The sequence below is a fragment of the Tsuneonella litorea genome (assembly GCF_025154015.1).
Lineage (GTDB): Bacteria > Pseudomonadota > Alphaproteobacteria > Sphingomonadales > Sphingomonadaceae > Tsuneonella > Tsuneonella litorea.
Genome location: NZ_JAOAMV010000002.1, coordinates 20,155 through 38,216 on the forward strand (window position 1 = coordinate 20,155; position 18,062 = coordinate 38,216).

General features: G+C 67.8%; 21 protein-coding genes. 9 read left to right on the plus strand and 12 right to left on the minus strand.

All coding sequences use genetic code 11. The features are described 5' to 3' along the window. Positions 1-37 precede the first annotated feature (37 nt). The 5 genes from rpiB to N0B51_RS03535 are packed head-to-tail and all read left to right on the plus strand — an operon-like array spanning position 38 to position 3,238. Entirely contained in the window at positions 38-487 is a 450-nt protein-coding gene (gene rpiB / locus N0B51_RS03515) for a ribose 5-phosphate isomerase B (RefSeq protein ID WP_259960840.1), read from the plus strand. Beyond that, positions 484-1,824: a serine hydroxymethyltransferase gene (gene glyA / locus N0B51_RS03520; RefSeq protein WP_259960841.1), complete on the plus strand. Its 1,341-nt coding sequence runs from the start codon at positions 484-486 to the stop codon at positions 1,822-1,824. Before rpiB ends, glyA begins: the two co-directional genes overlap by 4 nt. Before the next feature lies 1 nt (position 1,825). Then, a complete protein-coding gene (locus tag N0B51_RS03525; RefSeq protein ID WP_259960842.1) occupies positions 1,826-2,053 on the plus strand; it encodes a hypothetical protein in 228 nt (75 codons plus the stop codon). 14 nt (positions 2,054-2,067) lie between these two features. Beyond that, entirely contained in the window at positions 2,068-2,529 is a 462-nt protein-coding gene (gene nrdR / locus N0B51_RS03530) for a transcriptional regulator NrdR (protein ID WP_259960843.1), read from the plus strand. Further along, the gene (locus N0B51_RS03535; RefSeq protein WP_259960844.1) at positions 2,513-3,238 is read left to right on the plus strand and encodes an RNA methyltransferase; all 726 of its coding nucleotides are present in this window, start codon (positions 2,513-2,515) and stop codon (positions 3,236-3,238) included. Before nrdR ends, N0B51_RS03535 begins: the two co-directional genes overlap by 17 nt. On the opposite strand, the gene N0B51_RS03540 is transcribed toward N0B51_RS03535, so the two are convergent. Beyond that, complete coding sequence (locus N0B51_RS03540) at positions 3,235-3,546, minus strand: chorismate mutase (protein WP_259960845.1); 312 nt, start codon at positions 3,544-3,546, stop codon at positions 3,235-3,237. The genes N0B51_RS03535 and N0B51_RS03540 overlap by 4 nt on opposite strands. Positions 3,547-3,746: 200 nt before the next feature. Here N0B51_RS03540 and rpsD point away from each other — a divergent pair, with 200 nt between their 5' ends. Next, positions 3,747-4,361: a 30S ribosomal protein S4 gene (rpsD, locus tag N0B51_RS03545; RefSeq protein ID WP_259960846.1), complete on the plus strand. Its 615-nt coding sequence runs from the start codon at positions 3,747-3,749 to the stop codon at positions 4,359-4,361. 68 nt (positions 4,362-4,429) lie between these two features. Here rpsD and N0B51_RS03550 read toward each other — a convergent pair whose 3' ends face one another. From N0B51_RS03550 to N0B51_RS03600, 11 genes are all read right to left on the minus strand, one after another. Further along, complete coding sequence (locus N0B51_RS03550; protein ID WP_259960847.1) at positions 4,430-5,689, minus strand: HupE/UreJ family protein; 1,260 nt, start codon at positions 5,687-5,689, stop codon at positions 4,430-4,432. Continuing rightward, positions 5,686-7,074: a tetratricopeptide repeat protein gene (locus N0B51_RS03555; RefSeq protein WP_259960848.1), complete on the minus strand. Its 1,389-nt coding sequence runs from the start codon at positions 7,072-7,074 to the stop codon at positions 5,686-5,688. Before N0B51_RS03555 ends, N0B51_RS03550 begins: the two co-directional genes overlap by 4 nt. A 72-nt stretch (positions 7,075-7,146) precedes the next feature. Then, positions 7,147-8,280 carry a tRNA guanosine(34) transglycosylase Tgt gene (gene tgt / locus N0B51_RS03560; RefSeq protein ID WP_259960849.1) on the minus strand — a complete coding sequence of 378 codons (1,134 nt, stop codon included), beginning with the start codon at positions 8,278-8,280 and terminating at the stop codon, positions 7,147-7,149. 140 nt (positions 8,281-8,420) lie between these two features. Further along, positions 8,421-9,365, minus strand: coding sequence for a DUF481 domain-containing protein (locus tag N0B51_RS03565; protein WP_259960850.1), 945 nt, complete (start codon positions 9,363-9,365; stop codon positions 8,421-8,423). A 19-nt stretch (positions 9,366-9,384) separates the two neighbouring features. Then, a complete protein-coding gene (locus N0B51_RS03570) occupies positions 9,385-10,149 on the minus strand; it encodes an ABC transporter permease (protein WP_259960851.1) in 765 nt (254 codons plus the stop codon). Then, the gene (locus N0B51_RS03575; protein ID WP_259960852.1) at positions 10,146-11,093 is read right to left on the minus strand and encodes an ABC transporter ATP-binding protein; all 948 of its coding nucleotides are present in this window, start codon (positions 11,091-11,093) and stop codon (positions 10,146-10,148) included. Before N0B51_RS03575 ends, N0B51_RS03570 begins: the two co-directional genes overlap by 4 nt. A gap of 40 nt (positions 11,094-11,133) precedes the next feature. Further along, complete coding sequence (gene queA, locus N0B51_RS03580) at positions 11,134-12,162, minus strand: tRNA preQ1(34) S-adenosylmethionine ribosyltransferase-isomerase QueA (RefSeq protein WP_259960853.1); 1,029 nt, start codon at positions 12,160-12,162, stop codon at positions 11,134-11,136. Positions 12,163-12,200: 38 nt separating this feature from the next. Continuing rightward, positions 12,201-12,875 carry a peptidylprolyl isomerase gene (locus N0B51_RS03585; RefSeq protein ID WP_259961457.1) on the minus strand — a complete coding sequence of 225 codons (675 nt, stop codon included), beginning with the start codon at positions 12,873-12,875 and terminating at the stop codon, positions 12,201-12,203. A gap of 76 nt (positions 12,876-12,951) precedes the next feature. Continuing rightward, the gene (coaD, locus tag N0B51_RS03590) at positions 12,952-13,452 is read right to left on the minus strand and encodes a pantetheine-phosphate adenylyltransferase (protein ID WP_259960855.1); all 501 of its coding nucleotides are present in this window, start codon (positions 13,450-13,452) and stop codon (positions 12,952-12,954) included. Further along, complete coding sequence (locus N0B51_RS03595; RefSeq protein WP_259960856.1) at positions 13,452-14,366, minus strand: polyprenyl synthetase family protein; 915 nt, start codon at positions 14,364-14,366, stop codon at positions 13,452-13,454. Before N0B51_RS03595 ends, coaD begins: the two co-directional genes overlap by 1 nt. Further along, positions 14,359-14,610, minus strand: coding sequence for an exodeoxyribonuclease VII small subunit (locus N0B51_RS03600; protein ID WP_259960857.1), 252 nt, complete (start codon positions 14,608-14,610; stop codon positions 14,359-14,361). The genes N0B51_RS03595 and N0B51_RS03600 overlap by 8 nt, the downstream gene beginning before the upstream one ends. A 73-nt stretch (positions 14,611-14,683) precedes the next feature. Between N0B51_RS03600 and N0B51_RS03605 the strand changes: the two genes are divergently transcribed. The 3 genes from N0B51_RS03605 to purL are packed head-to-tail and all read left to right on the plus strand — an operon-like array spanning position 14,684 to position 18,059. After that, the gene (locus N0B51_RS03605) at positions 14,684-15,082 is read left to right on the plus strand and encodes a DUF2177 family protein (RefSeq protein ID WP_259960858.1); all 399 of its coding nucleotides are present in this window, start codon (positions 14,684-14,686) and stop codon (positions 15,080-15,082) included. Then, positions 15,083-15,739 (plus strand): hypothetical protein, encoded by a 657-nt coding sequence (locus tag N0B51_RS03610; RefSeq protein ID WP_259960859.1) that lies wholly within the window; start codon positions 15,083-15,085, stop codon positions 15,737-15,739. 34 nt (positions 15,740-15,773) lie between these two features. Beyond that, positions 15,774-18,059, plus strand: coding sequence for a phosphoribosylformylglycinamidine synthase subunit PurL (gene purL / locus N0B51_RS03615; RefSeq protein WP_259960861.1), 2,286 nt, complete (start codon positions 15,774-15,776; stop codon positions 18,057-18,059). Positions 18,060-18,062 lie beyond the last annotated feature (3 nt).

Here is an 18,062-nt window from a genome sequence, read left to right on the forward strand (position 1 = left end):
GGTCGCGCGAATCGGCCTCCGTCCCTATGTGGCCCCCATGCGTATCGCCATCGCCTCCGATCACGCCGCCGTCGACCTCAAGACCGCCCTGCGCGAGTGGCTGATCGATGCCGGCCACGAAGTCGCCGACCTTGGGCCCGACAGCCACGACAGCGTCGATTACCCCGATTACGGCTACAAGCTGGCCGAAGTCGTTGCCGAGGGCACCGCCGAACGCGGTATCGCGTTGTGCGGATCGGGCATCGGCATCTCGATCTCGGTCAATCGCAATCCCGGCGTTCGCTGCGCGCTCGTGTCGGAGCCGCTGTCCGCCGCTCTTGCGCGCGAGCACAACAACGCGAACGTCATGGCGATGGGCGCGCGCCTGACGGGCATCGACATGGCGAAGGCTTGCGTGACCGCGTTCCTCGACACCGATTTCGCCGGCGGGCGCCACCAGCGCCGCGTCGACAAGCTTTCCAACCCGCCCTCCAGGGAGACGGCATGACTATTTCCGAGCTTGGGGCCGCCACCCTCGCCCGCAACGCTGGCACTTCGGACCCGCTGACGCGCTTCTGGTGCGACGACCTCGAGACTGCCGATCCCGCGGTGGCCGAGGCGATCCGCCACGAGCTCGACCGCCAGCGCAACCGCATCGAGTTGATCGCGAGCGAGAACATCACCTCGAAGGCGGTGCTGGAAGCGACCGGCAGCGTCTTCACCAACAAGTATGCCGAGGGCTATCCCGGCAAGCGGTACTACGGCGGGTGCGAATACGCCGACGTCGTCGAGAACCTCGCGATCGAGCGCGCGAAGCAGCTTTTCGGGTGCGAATTCGCCAACGTCCAGCCCAACAGCGGCAGCCAGATGAACCAGGCCGTGTTCCTCGCGCTGCTGCAGCCGGGCGACACCTTCATGGGCCTCGACCTCAACTCGGGCGGGCACCTCACCCACGGATCGCCGGTCAACATGAGCGGCAAATGGTTCAACCCGGTCAGCTACGGCGTGCGCAAGGATGACGAGCTGATCGACATGGACGCGGTCGCCGCGACCGCGCGCGAGCACAGGCCGAAGCTGATCATCGCGGGCGGCACCGCCTATTCGCGCGTGTGGGACTGGGAAGCCTTTCGCCGGATCGCGGACGAGGTCGGCGCCTACCTGATGGTCGACATGAGCCACATCGCGGGCCTTGTCGCGGGCGGCGCCCATCCCTCCCCGATGCCGCACGCGCACGTCGTCACCACGACGACGCACAAGTCGCTGCGCGGGCCGCGCTCGGGCGTGATCCTGTGGAACGACGAGGCGCTGACCAAGCCGCTCAACATGGCGGTCTTCCCCGGCCTCCAGGGCGGTCCGCTGATGCACGTCGTGGCGGCCAAGGCGGTCGCCTTCGGCGAGGCGCTGCGGCCCGACTTCAAGGACTACGCCCGCCGCATCGTCGAGAATGCGCGCGCGCTTGCCGAGGGCGTCGAGGCGGGCGGCCTGCGCGTCGTGTCGGGCGGTACCGACAACCATTCGATGCTGGTCGACCTCACGCCCAAGGACGTGACTGGCAAGGCGGCCGAGCACGGGCTCGACCGCGCGTACCTCACCTGCAACAAGAACGGCATTCCCTACGACACCCGCAGCCCGTTCGTGACGAGCGGGATCCGCCTGGGTTCGCCGGCGGGCACCACCCGCGGTTTCGGCCCGGACGAGTTCCGCACGATCGGCGGACTGATCGCCGAGGTCGTCGACGGCCTCTCGCGCAACGGCGCGGAAGGCGACGCGCAGGTGGAACAGAGCGTCCGCCGCCGCGTGGCAGAGCTGTGCGAGGCATTTCCCGTCTATCCCGGAAGGAGCTGACATGGACCAGAACGATCCCAACAACCGCGGCGGCAAGGACTGGGTCGAGGACGTCAAGACCGAGGTGACCGGCATGGCCAAGGAAGGGATGCACCATCCCTCGACCAAGCCGGTGCTGACCGGCGCCGCGATCGGCGCGCTAGCCGGCGTGCTGTTGCCGGTGCTGACCTGGCCGGTCGGCCTGGCAGCCGGTGCGGGCATCGCGCTCTACAACCGCGTCAAGAAGTAGGACCGGGCGGCTAGATGCGCTGTCCCTTCTGTGCGCATGAGGATTCGCAGGTAAAGGACAGCCGCCCGGCCGAGGACGGCGCCGCCATCCGCCGTCGCCGCCAGTGCGACGGCTGCGGCGCGCGCTTCACCACCTTCGAGCGCGTGCAGCTGCGCGAGGTTTCGGTGATCAAGTCGGGCGACCGGCGCGAACCCTTCGCCCGGGCGAAGCTCGAACAGTCGATCACCCTCGCCTGCCGCAAGCGCGGCGTCGACCAGGAGCGGATCGACCAGCTCGTCAGCGGGATCCAGCGCCAGCTCGAGACATCGGGCGACAGCGAAGTACCGGCAGCCCGCATCGGCGCACTCGTGATGGAAGGGCTACAGCGCCTCGACAGCGTGGCCTACATCCGCTTCGCCAGCGTCTATCGCGATTTCGGCGAAGCGAAGGATTTCGAGGAATTCGCCAGCAGCGTGCGTGATGCCGGTCGCAGCTGAGCCGCCTGCGATCGTGCTGGTGCGCCCGCAACTGGGCGAGAACATCGGCAAGGCAGCGCGGGCGATGTTGAACTTCGGTCTGGAGGATATGCGCCTCGTCGCCCCCCGCGACGGGTGGCCCAACCCCGCCGCCGGCCCGGCGGCGTCCGGCGCCGACGTGGTGCTCGAGAATGCACGCGTGTTCGATACCGTGGGCGAGGCGGTAGCCGATTGCGCCCACGTCTATGCGACGACGGTTCGCAAGCGGGGTGTTACCAAGCCGGTCGTAACCCCCGAGGCGGCGGCGGCGGAGATCCATGGCCGGACCGGTCGCAGCGCCATCCTGTTCGGGCCGGAGCGATCGGGTCTCGAGACCGACGACGTCGCGCTTGCACGGGCAATCCTGACCGTGCCGATCAACCCGCAGTTCGGCTCGCTCAACCTCGCGCAGGCGGTGATCCTCGTCGCGTATGAATGGTCGAAGGGACAGGATCTGGCCAGTCCCACGGCTGAGGACCTGCTGCCCCCGGCGCCGCAGGAGGATCTCGACGGCATGATCGCGCAGCTCGAGGCGATGCTGGAGCCCAAGGGATTCTTCCGGCCGGAGAGCCGCGCTGCCTCCACCCGCCGCACGCTGCGCAGCCTGCTGACAAAGCCGGGCTGGAACCACCTCGAGGTGCGCACGCTGCGCGGCGTGCTCAGCCACCTTGCCAAACCGGACCGGGACTAGGCCCGCTGACGGTCCCACTCGTCGAATTCGTAGGCGATCGAGGCCTCGACGAGCCGATCCCAGATCTCGCCGATCGCGTCCGTCGGCAGGCCCCGCGCCGCTGCGTCGGCGACGGCGGCAGAAATCACCTTGGCCTTGCGCGCTTCGTCACGAACGCTCGCGCGATCCTGCTTGATCCGCGCCGCGGCGCGCATGTAGCCGAACCGCCGGTCGAGCAGTTCGATCAACGCGCGGTCGGTGGCGTCGACCCCGGCGCGCACCTCGGCCATGGTTTCGCAATCGGCCGGCATGATAAGGGTATCGGTCATGCGGGGCGCGTTGGCCCGGCAGGCTCGATTTGTCGAGTACCCGAGGCTTGATTCCCCCGCCGATCCTGCTATCGGCGCGCCTCGCGTTTGATCCCGCATCCCGGTGAAGCGGCGATCGCGGTTGGCAAGTGGGCCAACCGGGCGATGCCGGGTTGAATGGCCGCGAATGGCGCGGTCCAGCAGAACGAAGGAACGACATCATGTCGAAGCGCAAGAGCGCCAAGCATAAACTCGACCGCCGGATGGGCGAGAACATCTGGGGTCGCCCCAGCAGCCCCGTCAACCGTCGCTCCTACGGCCCGGGCCAGCACGGCCAGCGCCGCAAGGGCAAGACGAGCGACTTCGGCCTGCAGCTGCGCGCCAAGCAGAAGCTCAAGGGCTACTACGGCGACGTGACCGAGAAGCAGTTCAAGGCGACCTACGCCGAGGCTGCGCGGATGAAGGGTGACACCGGCCAGAACCTGATCGGCCTGCTCGAGCGCCGGCTCGACATGATCGTCTACCGCGCCAAGTTCGCGCCGACGATCTTCGCCGCGCGCCAGATCGTTTCGCACGGCCACATTCGCGTCAACGGCGTGAAGTGCAACATCGCCAGCCGCCGCGTGGCCGCCGGCGACGTGATCAGCCTGGGCGACAAGGCCAAGGAAATGGCCCTCATCATCGAAGCGCAGAGCCTGCCCGAGCGCGACATCCCCGACTACGTCAGCCCCGACGGCACCGACAAGGTGACCTTCACCCGCGTGCCGACGCTCGACGAGGTGCCCTACCCGGTCACCATGGAACCGAACCTGGTGGTCGAGTTCTACTCGCGCTGATCCGGCTTCGCCGACGAACTTCAAGAGGGCGGTCCTGGCGGGCCGCCCTTTTTCGTCCGGGTGGCTAATCAGCCGGCCTGGGGCCGCCATGCGGCGCGCGTTGCGATCTGGTAACCGGCGAGCGCATAGAACCCGGCAAGTGCCCATAGGCCATGCGAGGCGACCGCGTCGATCTCCTCAACCACGCCGGTCCCCACGCCAAGCGCGCGGTTGGCAATCCAGGCCAGCGATACGGCGAGAGTCAGTCCGCCCAGCGCAATTCGCAGGAACCCGAACCAGCGCGCGTGCGCGACGATAACGAGCGGGGGGACCACCGCGGCCACGATCGCCAGTTGGACGACCTCGATCCCGAGATTGAAGCCGAGAAGGTTCGCCGCCGTGCTGGCGGTCCCCGCTCCGGCATTTCCCAGCAAGGTCGCGAAGGCGAGACCGTGAACCAGTCCGAAAGCCAAGGCCACGTAATGCTCGCGGTTCGGCATCAGCGGGCGGATCGCGTGGATCGCCGTAACCAGCACCGAAACCGCGATAAGCACCTCGACCGGCGCCGCGGGCAACCGCCATCCCCCCAGCGTCGCTCCGACCAGCGTCAGGCTGTGGCCGATTGTGAATGCCGTGACGATCCGGACGAGTTGCAACGCGGTGTCGCGCGCGCGGCGCGGGGCCGCCCACCGCCCGGCCCGCGCGGCCAGCGGCGCTGGAAGAAGCAGCGCGAGCAGGAAGAGAAGATGATCGTATCCGCCGATGATGTGCTGAACGCCCAACCGCGCGGCGTCGAGCAGCGCTGCCCCGGGGCGCGCGTCGTCGCGGCGCACCTCGAGAACGGTATTCCCGGCTCTCAGCGCGCCCAGCACCGTGCGCCCGTCGCTTTTTGACGCATCCGGTTTCTCCGCCAGCACGACCAATGCGAAGTGGCTCGGCAATTCGCCGAAAAGGGCAGACCACTGGATCGTGAAACGGCGCGGGGATCTGCCATCGGGCGGCACAAGCCGGGCGGTCGCGTGGAGGTCGGGCGGCCCCGCGATCTGCTTGAACTCGACTTCTTCGAAGGCGATCGACCACGCGGTGCCGTCGTACGACGTCACGCGCAGGTGGTCGGACAGGTATCGGCGCGCGATCGCGATCGCCGCGGGATCCCTGCCCACCGGGTTGCCGGTGGCATAGGCGTATTCGCCCTGCGGCACCACGATGTCGGCCGATACCCCATCGTCGCCGATCGTCAGGACGAGTTCGGAATTGGGGGTCAGGTGTGCGCCGGCCGGCAAGCTCCACCCGCCAAGCAGCAGCGCGAGAAAACCAAGGACGATTCGCGCTCCGTGGTACGGGTTCATCCGTGCGAGAACCAAACGAGCGCGGTTTCCCGGTCGAATATCCGCGGGTTGAGTGCCAGGGCCGCGGCGCGCGCCTTCTGGGCGGCGGCCCTGTTTCCCTCGAGGGCCAGGATTTCGGCGCGCAGCGCGTATAGCGGCGCGCTCCGCCAGCCGCCCGCTTCGGCCATGTCGAGCTGGTCGAGCGCCGCCGCGTTCCGCCCGTTCTGCACCAGCGCGCTGGCCATGAGCACCCGCGCTTCGCCGTACGGGCGGGCGGCCAGGTTGCGGCGGGCAAGCGCCAGCGCCCGTGCGGGCGTGCCGAACACCAGTTCGTGCTCGACCGCGTGGCCGTAGGCGGCCTCGGGGGCGAGTTCGATCCGGCGATCCCAGGCGTCGCCTGCCCGCCGGGCCCAGGCGCGGCTCTCTTCCGGTTGCCCGAAAGTGCGCAGCAGCATGGCAAGGGCATCCATCGCTTCCGGGCTGCCGCTCCGTTCGGCAGCCTTGCGCATCAGGTCTATGCCGCCGGCAGGATTACCGGCGATCGCGGCACTTTGTGCGACATGGGCTTCGATCAGCCAGTAGCCGGGGAAAACGCGGTTGGCTTCTTCGAACCGGCGGCGCGCTTCGGCCACGTTGCCGCGGGCGAGCTCGATCGCTCCGATCCGCAGGGCCGTCGTCGCGACCGTATGGGGCGAAGGCCGCTTTCGCTCCTCGAGCCAGGATCGCGTTCCGTGGATCGCGGCCTCGAAGTTCCCCTGAGCCATGTCGATAACGGCGGTGCGCAGCGACAGGCCGGTCGGGTCGATGGCCTGCGCGCGGGAATACTGGTCGCGCGCTCCGCTCATGTCTCCTCGGTAGAATGCAATGTCCCCGGCCAGTGCGGCCGCTTCGGCGCTTTCCGATCGTGCGGGTGCGACCCATTCGGCAAATCGCGCGAGCGCCAACTGGGCCTGGCGCAACCGGTGCGAGGCAAGGGCGATCTCCGCGCCGGCCAGCACCGGGCCGCCGGGAGGTTCGGCTAGCTGCATTCCTCGTTCGATCGCGGCGCGGGCGCCGGCAAGATCATCGTAGTCGCCGGTCAGGCGAAAGCGATCGATGAGCGCGAGCGCCAGCTCTTCCTGCCGCACCCAGTCATCGCCAGACGATGCGGCAAGGGCCTGCTTGCGGGCGACCTGCGCATTTACGGTCTCGAGCGCCTCGGCATAACTTGCCGCGCCGAGGACGGGTTGCGGAAGCTGCCACGGGCGCTCGGCGACCGGTTCCGGACCGCGCGATAGATAGGCGTCCGCGGCAATGACGATCCCGATCGCGGCTACGCCCGAAGCGATCCATTTCCACGCCGGCGAACCAGTCTCCTCGCCCGGGGCGGGAGATGCCGGAGAGGGTGGAGCGAACGACGCGATCACGGGGTGCCTTATGACCGGTCCGCCAACTCATGGGAAGGAAGGACGCCGGCTTCCCCCGCCAATCGCGCGCGCTTATGCGCTCCCGCCTCGATAGCTTTCGAGGAATGCTGCGGCGAACGGGCCGAGGGTGCCTACTCCGATCGCTTTGCGCATTGCCGCCATGAGCTGCTGGTAGAACGAAAGGTTATGCTCGGTCAGCAGCATCGCGCCGAGCATTTCGCCGGCTTTCGTCAGATGGTGCAGGTAGGCGCGGCTGTAGGTGCCGCAGACCTCGCACGAGCATCGCGGATCGAGCGGCCCGGTGTCATCCGCGTGGCGCGCGTTACGCAGGTTGACCGGGCCGGCCCAGGTGAACGCCTGCCCGTTGCGGCCCGAGCGGGTGGGCAGGACACAGTCGAACATGTCCACACCGCGCAAGACGGCACCGACGAGGTCGTCGGGCTTGCCGACCCCCATGAGATAGCGCGGTGCGTCCTCGGGAAGCTGTCCAGGCGCGAAATCGAGCGTGGCGAACATCGCTTCCTGCCCCTCCCCCACCGCCAGGCCGCCGATCGCGTAGCCGTCGAACCCGATTGCGCGCAGCGCCTCGGCAGAGCGGGCGCGAAGTCCTTCGTCGAGCGCGCCCTGCTGGATCCCGAACAGGGCGGAAGCCGCCGCGTGCGCGCCGCCAGCGTCGAAGGCGTCGCGGCTTCGCCGGGCCCAGCGCATCGACAGTTCCATGCTCGCCTCGATCTCGCCCAGCGGACGGTCGGCGCGCGGGCACTCGTCGAAGGCCATCACGATGTCGCTGCCGAGCAGACGCTGGATTTCCATCGATCGTTCGGGCGTGAGCAGATGCTTCGAGCCGTCGATATGGCTGGCGAACGAAACCCCCTCCTCGCTCAGCTTGCGCAGCGCCGCGAGGCTCATGACCTGGTAGCCGCCGCTGTCCGTCAGGATCGGCCGATCCCAGTTCATGAACCGGTGCAGGCCCCCTAGACGAGCGACCCGTTCCGCGCCGGGGCGGAGCATCAGGTGATAGGTGTTGCCAAGCAGGATGTCGGCCCCGGTCGCGCGCACGCTTTCGGGCTTCATCGCCTTGACCGTCGCGGCGGTCCCCACCGGCATGAACGCGGGCGTGCGGATTTCGCCGCGGCGCATCGCGATGGTGCCGGTCCGCGCCTTGCCGTCGGTCGCCGCGATAGAGAACTGGAAGCGGGGTTTCATCGCTGTGCGCCTAGCCTTCCGCCCGGTCATTCGCCAGCCTGACCAGGGGCGTTTTTCGCGCTCGGAATGCGACATTGCTCACGGTGGCGCCCCTTCGCCGCCCCTGGCGCCGGAACGTGAACGTGCACGCGGAGCGTGGGTCAGAAGCCGTAGACGAAGCTGAACCGCGAGATGCTGTCGGTGTTGACCTTCCCCGCGGGCGGATTGCTGTCGTAATCGACCGCATAGGAGAACCGCGTGCTGAGGTGATCGCTCACCTTTGCCTCGATTCCCGTCACGAGGTTGAGGGTGGTGCTGCGCGAATCGATGATCGCCACGGCGGTGCCCCCGGTTTCCGTCACCGCGTTGGTCGACTGGGTCAGCTTGAGCCGGTCAGTGATGCGCCAGTCGAAATCGAGGCCGAGCAGACCGGCGAGGCGCGTGTCGCTGGTGCCGTCGGTGCTTTCGGTGACGCGCAGCGCCGGGCCCGCCTTTACCGACAGGTCGAGGTCCTTCGTATCGACGATGGTCGCGCCCAGCCCTCCGGATAGCGCATACCGTCCATCGAAGCCCTGAAACCGGTCCCGCTCGAACTGGGCGAGGCCATAGGCGAACATCCCGTCGCGGATGTCGTACCGTGGCTCGTATGCCGCGTAATATTTCTCGCGCGTGGTGCGGGTTCCGTTACGCTGGTAATCGACCCGAGCGTTGACCTTGTGGCGCCAATCGATGCCCTTGCGGTCGAGCGCGAGCGCGCCGGTCAGTCCGAGCGTGTCGGTGTTGCCGGTGGAGCGAAAGCCGCCCAGTTCGCCCTTGCCCTTCCACCGCTGGAACAACCCCGCGCGGCGGATCTTGCGCTGCTCCTCTTCCTTGCGTTTCGCGGCCAGTTCCGCCTGCTCGGCCCGAAAAGTCGCCTGGAGTGCGTCGATTGCTGCGGCCTCGTCGGGATTTGTCGCCTTGGCGATTTCGACCACCGTATTGACCTTCCTGACGTCGCCCGTCGCGATCGCGGCGTCGATCATGGCGCGAACCGGCTCGGGCAACCCGGCCGCCGCCGGGGCTCCGGTGACGAGCAGCGCGAACGACAGGGGAAGGACAGTGCGCATCGGTGGCGTCGTTAGCGATTCAGCTCCGCAGCCGCCAGCCACTCCTGAAAATCCACGCGATTATTGCAATGCACAGGGCAAGGAACGCTATCGTGAGCGAAAGCGCGGTCCCGATCGAGACGTCGGCCTCGCCGAGGAATGTCCACCTCAGGCCGCTGACGAGGTAGAAGATCGGATTGAACTGTACGACCGTGCGCCAGGGCTCGGACAGCATGTCGATCGAGTAGAACGTGCCGCCAAGGAACGTCAGCGGGGTCAGGATCAACATCGGCACCATCTGCAGCTTCTCGAATCCTTCCGCCCAGATGCCCAGGATGAAGCCGAGCAGCGAGAAGCTCGCCGAGACGAGAATGACGAACATCAACGCGTAGAATGGGTGCGCGATGTGATAGTCGACGAACAGGGTCGCCGTAAGCAGGATGACCGCCGCGAGAATGAGGCTCTTGGTCGCCGCCGCGCCGACGAAGCCCAGCAGCGTTTCGGCCACACCGACGGGCGCCGAGAGCAGCTCGTAGATCGCGCCCGTGAAGCGCGGCATGTAAATCCCGAAGCTGGCGTTGCTGGTGCTTTCGCTGAGCAGCGTCAGCATCAGCAGGCCTGGCACGATGAACGCCCCGTAATCGACGCCGCCGACTGCATCCATCCGCCCGCCGATAGCCGCACCGAAGACGATGAAGTAAAGACTCGTCGTCAGCACGGGCGACACCAGCGACCCGAACACCGTGCGCATGAAGCGCGCCAGCTCGTTGCGATAGATTGCATAGGTCGAGCGCCAACCGATCATGCCGGCACCCCCTTCGTCTGTTCCACGAGGTCTACGAAGATGTCCTCGAGCGAACTCTCCTTCTGGTCGAGCCCGGTATAGGCGATGTCGGCCTTGGCGAGTGCCTGCGCCACCGCGGCGATTTCTGCCTTTCCTTTCCCCGACCCGTCGCCGCCGCGATAGGTCAGCGTGCGGCCGCCGTCCTCTAGGTGGAGCGGATAGGCGCACAGCGCGTCCGGCACGGCGGACAGCGGCGCGGCGAGCCGGAAATGCGCCTCGGTGCGGCCCATGCGTGCCATGATCGCGTCCTTGTCGTCGACGAGCAGCAATCTGCCCTTGTCGATCACGCCGACCCGATCGGCCATTTCCTCGGCTTCCTCGATGTAGTGCGTGGTCAGGATCACGGTCACGCCCTGGTCGCGCAGACGGTCGATCTGCCGCCACATGTCGCGCCGCAGCTCGACGTCGACCCCGGCGGTCGGCTCGTCGAGGAACAGCAGTTCGGGATCGTGCGCGAGAGCCTTGGCGATGAGCACCCGACGCTTCATCCCGCCCGACAGCGCGCGGATCTGTTCCTTGCGCTTGTCCCACAGGCTGAGCGAGCGCAGCACTTCCTCGATCCGCGCCGGGTCGGGGCCGAGCCCGAACAGGCCGCGCGAATAGGCGACCCCGCGCTCGACCGTCTCGAACATATCGAAGCCCATTTCCTGCGGGACCAGGCCGATGCGGCGGCGCGCCGAGCGCCAGTGATGCGCCATGTCCTGTCCGAATGCGTGGATCGAACCTCCTGTCACCCTGACGATGCCGCAGACCGCGCCGATCAGCGTGGTCTTGCCGGCTCCGTTGGGGCCAAGCAGCGCGAAGATCTCGCCCTTGCGGATTTCCAGGTCGACCCCGTCGAGCGCCTTGAGGCCGCCCGGATAGACCTTGGTCAGACCTTCGATGCGGAGAATCGGCTCGCTCACTGCCCGTGAGATCGGAGACCGGTGCGCGGAATGCAACCTTTTACGGCAGCAGGAGCGAGGAATCCCCGTAGCTGTAGAAGCGGTAACCCTCGGCGACCGCGTGGGCATAGGCGGACTGCATCCGTTCGCGGCCCATCAGCGCGCTCACCAGCATGAACAGCGTCGACTTCGGCAAGTGGAAATTGGTCATCAGCCCGTCGATCGCGCGGAACCGGTGGCCCGGGGTTATGAAGATCGCGGTGTCGCCTTCGAACGGGTGGATCGTACCGGCTTCGTCCGCCGCGCTTTCGAGCAGGCGCAGCGAGGTCGTACCGACCGCGATCACGCGCTTGCCCGCTGCCCGCGCGGCATTGAGCCGTTCGGCGGTGGCGGCGTCGATCCGGCCCCACTCGGCGTGCATCGCGTGGTCATCGGTATCCTCGGCCTTGACGGGGAGAAAGGTCCCTGCCCCGACGTGAAGCGTGAGCGTCTCGGTCCGGATGCCGCGCGCCTCGATCCGGTCGATCAGGTCGGGCGTGAAATGAAGCGCGGCGGTTGGCGCTGCGACCGCACCGTCGCGCGCCGCAAACATCGTCTGGTAGTCGCTGCGATCGCGTTCGTCGGTCGGGCGCTTGCCGGCGATGTAGGGCGGCAACGGCATCTGGCCTGCGCGCTCGAGGAGAACCTCGACCGGTTCCTCGCCGGCAAACGACAGCGTCCAGGAGCCGTCCGGCAGGCGCGCTTCGGCAATGGCCGATACGCCCGATCCGAAGTCGATCGGGTCGCCTTCCCGCAGGCGCTTGGCGTTGCGCACGAAAGCCTGCCAGCGCCTCAGGTCGATCCGCTTGTGCAGCGTGGCGCCGATCCGCGCTTCGCCGCGCCGCCCCTCGAGTTGGGCAGGGATCACGCGGGTGTCGTTGAACACCAGCACATCGCCCGCCTCGAGCATCTCGGGCAGATCGCGCACATGGCTGTCGAGCGTCTCTCCCGCCCCGCGCAGCACGAGCATTCGCGCCGCGTCCCGCGGGCTCGCGGGCCGCAGGGCGATCAGCTCGGTCGGAAGCTCGAAATCGAAAAGATCGACGCGCATCGGCGGCGCGCTAGCAGAGTATCGGGACGCGCGGGAGGCTAGTTCGAAGGCGGCGCGCTGAGCATGTCGGCCGTGATCTCAGCCGACGCAGCAGACGGAGCGGCGAACTTCTGCGGCTTCCCGTCCGCAGCGATCGAGGCCTGGACGATCACCGTCGGGCTTGCCGGCGGCTCGCCCCGCGCGATCGCATCAACCGCGTCCATGCCATCGATCACCCTTCCGAAATTGGTGTATTTCCGGTCGAGGCTGAAGCGTGGGTAGAACATGATGAAGAACTGGCTGTTGGCCGAATCGTCGCTCGCAGCGTGCGCCATCGAGATCGTGCCACGCAGGTGCGGCATCGGGTTGAACTCGGCCTTGAGGTCGGGCAGCTCGGATCCGCCGCGCCCGGTGCCGGTCGGGTCGCCGGACTGCGCCATGAACCCCTCGATCACGCGGTGGAAGATCACGCCGTCGTAAAAGCCCGCGCGGGTCAGCGTCTTGATCCGTTCGACGTGGTTGGGCGCCCAGTCGGGCATCAGGCGGATGGCCACGCGCTGACCGTTCGAAAGGTCGAGCAGCAGGATGTTCTCGGGATCGTGGCTCTTGTCGAAGTCAACCGGGGCATAGGTCCGCGGCGCCTCGGCCGGAGGCGCGGCAGGCGCGTCCTTCGCCGCGACGGGCGTCAGCGCAAGGGCGGCGAGCGCGCCGGCGGCAAGCAGTCGGGTAAACATCGTGATGGGCGTCCCGTCGATCCTGGTCATCTGGTCCGCGCCTCTAGCGGCCACGGTCTGTCGATACAATGAATGGTTAGCGGCGGACGGGGCCCACCCGGTCGAGCACGTCGGCGCGCACGGCCGGCGTGACGAACTTGGATATGTCTCCGCCGTAAAGGGCGATCTCCTTGACCAGCCGGCTCGCGATCGGCTGCAGGCTCACGTCGGCCATGAGGAATATCGTATCGACCCCTTCGTTGAGGATGCGGTTCATCCCCGTGAGCTGGTACTCGTACTCGAAGTCGGTCACCCCGCGGATGCCGCGAATGATCGTCGCGGCTCCCATCTCGGCGGCGAAATCGACCAGCAGCGAGTTGAACCCGATGACCTCGACGTTGTCGCCGATCCCCGCGACCTCGCGCTTGACGATCGCGATCCGCTCCTCGTCCGAGAACATCGGGGTCTTTGCCATGTTGGTGGTGACGCCGATGATCAGCCGGTCGACCAGGCGGGATCCGCGCTCGATGATGTCCATGTGGCCGAGCGTGATCGGGTCGAAAGTGCCCGGATAGATGCCGATGCGTGTCCCGGCCATCAGTGATCCCTTTCCACGATGTAGCGTGCGAGCGCGCGCAGCAAGTCGGCCTCCCGGCCGTAGGCGGACAGGTGTCCGATGGCCTGGTCGACCAGCGCGCGCGCCTGGGTCCGCGCGCCTTCGGTGCCCATCAGGCTGACGAACGTCGCCTTGCCGGCCTCCTCGTCCTTGCGCAGCGCCTTGCCCGCGAGTTCCTCGTCACCTTCGGCATCGAGCAGGTCGTCGGCGATCTGGAAGGCGAGGCCGATGTCGCGCGCATAGGCGCGCAGGTGCCCGCGGCCCTCGTCGGGTACCCGGCCGAGGATCGCCCCCATTTCGACTGCCGCGCCAAGCAGCGCGCCGGTCTTGAGCTGCTGGAGCCGGGTGATCGTGTGGAGATCGTGCTTCGCGCCGCTTTCGGCGGCGATGTCCATCATCTGGCCGCCCGCCATTCCGCCCCAGCCGCTCGCTCCCGCCAGCGCGGCGACGAGTTCGGCGCGCACGAAGGGATCGCCGCTGGTTTCGGGCATCGAGAGGATCTCGAACGCCAGCGCGTGCAGCGAATCGCCCGCGAGCACCGCGGTCGCCTCGTCGAAGGCCTTGTGCAGCGTGGGCTTGCCGTGGCGAAGGTCGTCGTCGTCCATGCACGGCAGGTCGTCGTGGACCAGCGAATAGACGTGGATCGCCTCGACCGCACAGCCCGTGCGGATCGCCGCGTCGCGCACGACGCCGAACATTCCCGCGGTGGCGGCGGTGAGCAGCGGGCGCACCCGCTTGCCGCCGCCGATCGCGGCATAGCGCATCGCCTCGATCAGCGGCGCGCGGGTGTCGTCGGGAACCGGCAGGAACTGATCGAATGCCTCGTCCACCTCGCGCTGGACGCGCTGCAGGGCGTCGGCCAGCAACATGCGGTCGGCGCTGGCGAGGTCAGCCATCGGCGTCGAACGGGACCGAATGGCTCGGTGCACCATCGGGTCCGGCGACGATCTTCTCGATTCGCGCCTGCGCCGCGTCGAGCCGCGCCTGGCAATGCTGGCGCAATGCTTCGCCACGTTCGTAGAGTTCGATCGACTTGTCGAGCGGGACTTCCCCGCTCTCGAGCTTGCGGACGACGTCCTCGAGCGCGCGGAGCGCGTCTTCGAAGGTCATCGATGCGATCTGCTGGGCACCCTCATCCATCGCGTGATGCATTGACCGCGCAGGCGCGCAGGGTCAAGCTGCGACCGTCGCGAGGCAGGGGGAAGATGTCCGGATGAAATGGATCGTTGCCTATATCGGCACCGGCGCGAGCTTCGGGGTGCTCGATGCACTTTGGCTGCGGTGGGCCGGACCGAACTTTTACCGACCGGCGCTGGGCGATCTCCTCGCGGACAGCTTCCGGCCGGTCCCCGCGATTGCGTTCTACCTGCTCTATATCGCCGCGCTCGTCTGGTTCGCGGTGCGGCCGGGCCACGCGGGCGGCGGCATCGGTGCCGCTGCGCTCAACGGCGCGCTGCTGGGCGCGATCGCCTATGCGACGTACGATCTCACGAACCAGGCGACGATGAAGGTCTGGCCGGTCCACGTCACGCTGGTCGACATAGCGTGGGGCGCATTCGCCAGCGCGGTCGCCGCGGCGGTGGGATGCTGGGCCGCGGTGAAGTTCGCCTAGATGTTCATCGGGCACTGGGCGCCCGCGCTCGCCGCCGCAGCAGTCACCAGGCGCGCGCCGCGTCTCGGCGCGCTGTTCATCGCCGCTCAACTCGTCGACTGGGCGTTCTTCGTCTTCCTGCTGGTCGGCGTCGAGCATATGCGGGTGGTGCCCGGGATCACCGCGATGAACCCGATGGACCTCTATCACATGCCCTACACGCACAGCCTGCTCGGCACCGGCGTTTGGGCTGCGGCGTTCGCGCTCGTCGCCTGGTTCCGGCTGCGGGACCGCTCCTATGCGCTGCTCGCGGCTCTGGTGGTGATGAGCCACTGGCTGCTCGACCTGCTCGTTCACCGCCCGGACCTGACGCTTGCGGGTCATCCGCCCAAGCTAGGATTCGGCCTGTGGAATGTGCCTTATGTCGAGATGCCGCTGGAACTGGCGCTGACCTTCGGCGCGTTCGCCTTCTACCTGTCCCGGACGCGCGGACCGGCCTTGCCGCCGATCCTTCTCGGCGTCGTGCTGCTGGGCCTCCAGGCGATCAACTGGTTCGCGCCCCCGCCGCAAGGCGTTACGGTGGGCACCAGCCTGCTCGCCTTTGCCGCCTACGGGCTCGCCACGCTTGCCGCCTGGTGGCTGGGGATGACCCGCAGCCACGTGCGAAGGCGGGGCTAGCCCCCCGCCGCGCCCGCCGCTAAGGGCGCGGGCGATGGCACACTCCGCAGAACCGATCACCCGCGAAGTCGTCGAGGCCCACGGCCTCAGCCCCGAGGAATACGAGCGCGTCGTCCACGCGATGGGCCGCGAGCCCAACCTCGTCGAACTCGGCATATTCTCGGTCATGTGGTCAGAGCACTGCAGCTACAAGTCGAGCCGGATCCACCTCAAGAAGCTGCCGACCGAAGCGCCGTGGGTCATCTGCGGCCCTGGCGAGAACGCGGGCGTGATCGACATCGGCGACGGGCAGGCGGCGATCTTCAAGATGGAGAGCCACAACCACCCGAGCTACATCGAGCCTTACCAGGGCGCGGCGACCGGCGTGGGCGGCATCCTGCGCGACGTGTTCACGATGGGCGCACGGCCGGTCGCGAACATGAATGCGCTGCGTTTCGGGCGGCCCGATCACCCGAAGATGAAGCACCTGGTCCAGGGCGTCGTCGCGGGGATCGGCGGCTACGGCAACTGCGTCGGCGTTCCCACGGTTGGCGGCGAGACCAATTTCCACCCGGCCTACGACGGCAATATCCTCGTCAACGCGATGACCGTCGGCGTCGCCGATGCCGACCGGATCTTCTATTCGGCCGCGACCGGCGTTGGCAATCCGATCGTCTACGTCGGCTCGAAGACCGGGCGCGACGGCATCCACGGCGCGACGATGGCGAGCGCCGACTTCGCCGAGGACGCGGAAGCCAAGCGGCCGACCGTGCAGGTCGGCGACCCGTTCACCGAGAAGCTGCTGATCGAGGCCTGCCTCGAACTGATGGCGACCGACGCGATCGTCGCGATCCAGGACATGGGCGCAGCGGGCCTTACCTCCTCCAGCGTCGAAATGGCGACCAACGGCAAGGCGGGCATCCGCCTCGTTATGGACAACGTCCCCTGCCGCGAGGAGGGCATGACGCCCTACGAGATGATGCTCTCGGAAAGCCAGGAGCGGATGCTCATGGTCCTGAAGCCCGGCAAGGAGGCGATGGCCGAGGCGATCTTTAAAAAGTGGGAACTGGACTTCGCGGTGATCGGCGAGGTCACGGATACCGGCCACATGGTGCTCGAATGGCAGGGCGAGGTCGTCGCCGACATCCCGCTCGGCCCGCTCGCCGCCGATGCCCCGCTCTACGACCGCCCCGCCCTGAGCCGCGAGGAATACAAGGCCTGGGCGCAGGTCAAGCCGCTCGGCAACCTGCCCGAAAGCGGTGATCTAGGCGCGGACCTCCTTAAGATGATGGCGAGCCCCGATCTCGCCAGCCGCCGCTGGATCTGGGAGCAGTACGACAGCCAGGTCGGCGCCGACACGCTCCAGCTTTCGGGGGGCGACGCGGCGGTCGTTCGCGTCCACGGCACCCGCAAGGCGCTGGCGATGACCACCGACTGCACGCCGCGCTACTGCTACGCCGACCCCTACGAAGGCGGCAAGCAGGCGATCGCCGAGGCGTTCCGCAACCTCTGCGCGGTCGGCGCAAAGCCGCTGGCGGTGACCAACTGCCTCAATTTCGCCAACCCGCAGCGGCCCGAGATCATGGCGCAGCTGACCGGCTGCCTCGAGGGCATGGGCGATGCCTGCCGCGCGCTCGACTTTCCGATCGTGAGCGGCAACGTCAGCCTCTACAACGAGAGCAAGGCGACCGGGGGCGGCAGCGCGATCCTTCCCACCCCCGCGATCGGTGGAGTCGGGATCATCGCCGACTACGCGCAGATGGCGACGATCGCCTTCAGGGAAGCGGGCCAGGACATCTGGCTGGTGGGCCCGCGCTGCGGGCACCTTGGCCAGTCGCTCTATCTCCGCAACATCCACCGCCGCGAAGACGGCGAGGCGCCCGAGGTCGACCTCAAGCTCGAATGGGCGACCGGCAGGCTGGTGCGCAAGGCGATCGCCAGCGGGTGGCTGCAAACCGTGCACGACGTGTCCGATGGCGGGCCGCTGGTGGCGCTCGCCGAGATGGCGCTAGCGGGCGGAATCGGCGCGGAGATACTCGGCGACGCCTTCATCCAGAAGCCGGCCAGCCACGACTGGCTCGACAAGGACGTCGCCAGCCCGGCGGCGCAGCTCTTCGGCGAGGACCAGGGGCGCTACCTCGTGGCGGTGTCAGGCGACAACGGCGATGCCTTCCTCGAGGCCGCAGAGGCCGAGGGCATTCCGTTCGTCATGGTCGGTCGGACCGGGGGGGATGCGCTGCGGCTCACCGACGGGGACAGCGGCGCCAAGGCGTTCTCGATCGCTCTGGAATCGCTTCGCGAGGCCAGCGACAGCTTCTTCCGCGACTGGATGGAAGGCTGAGCG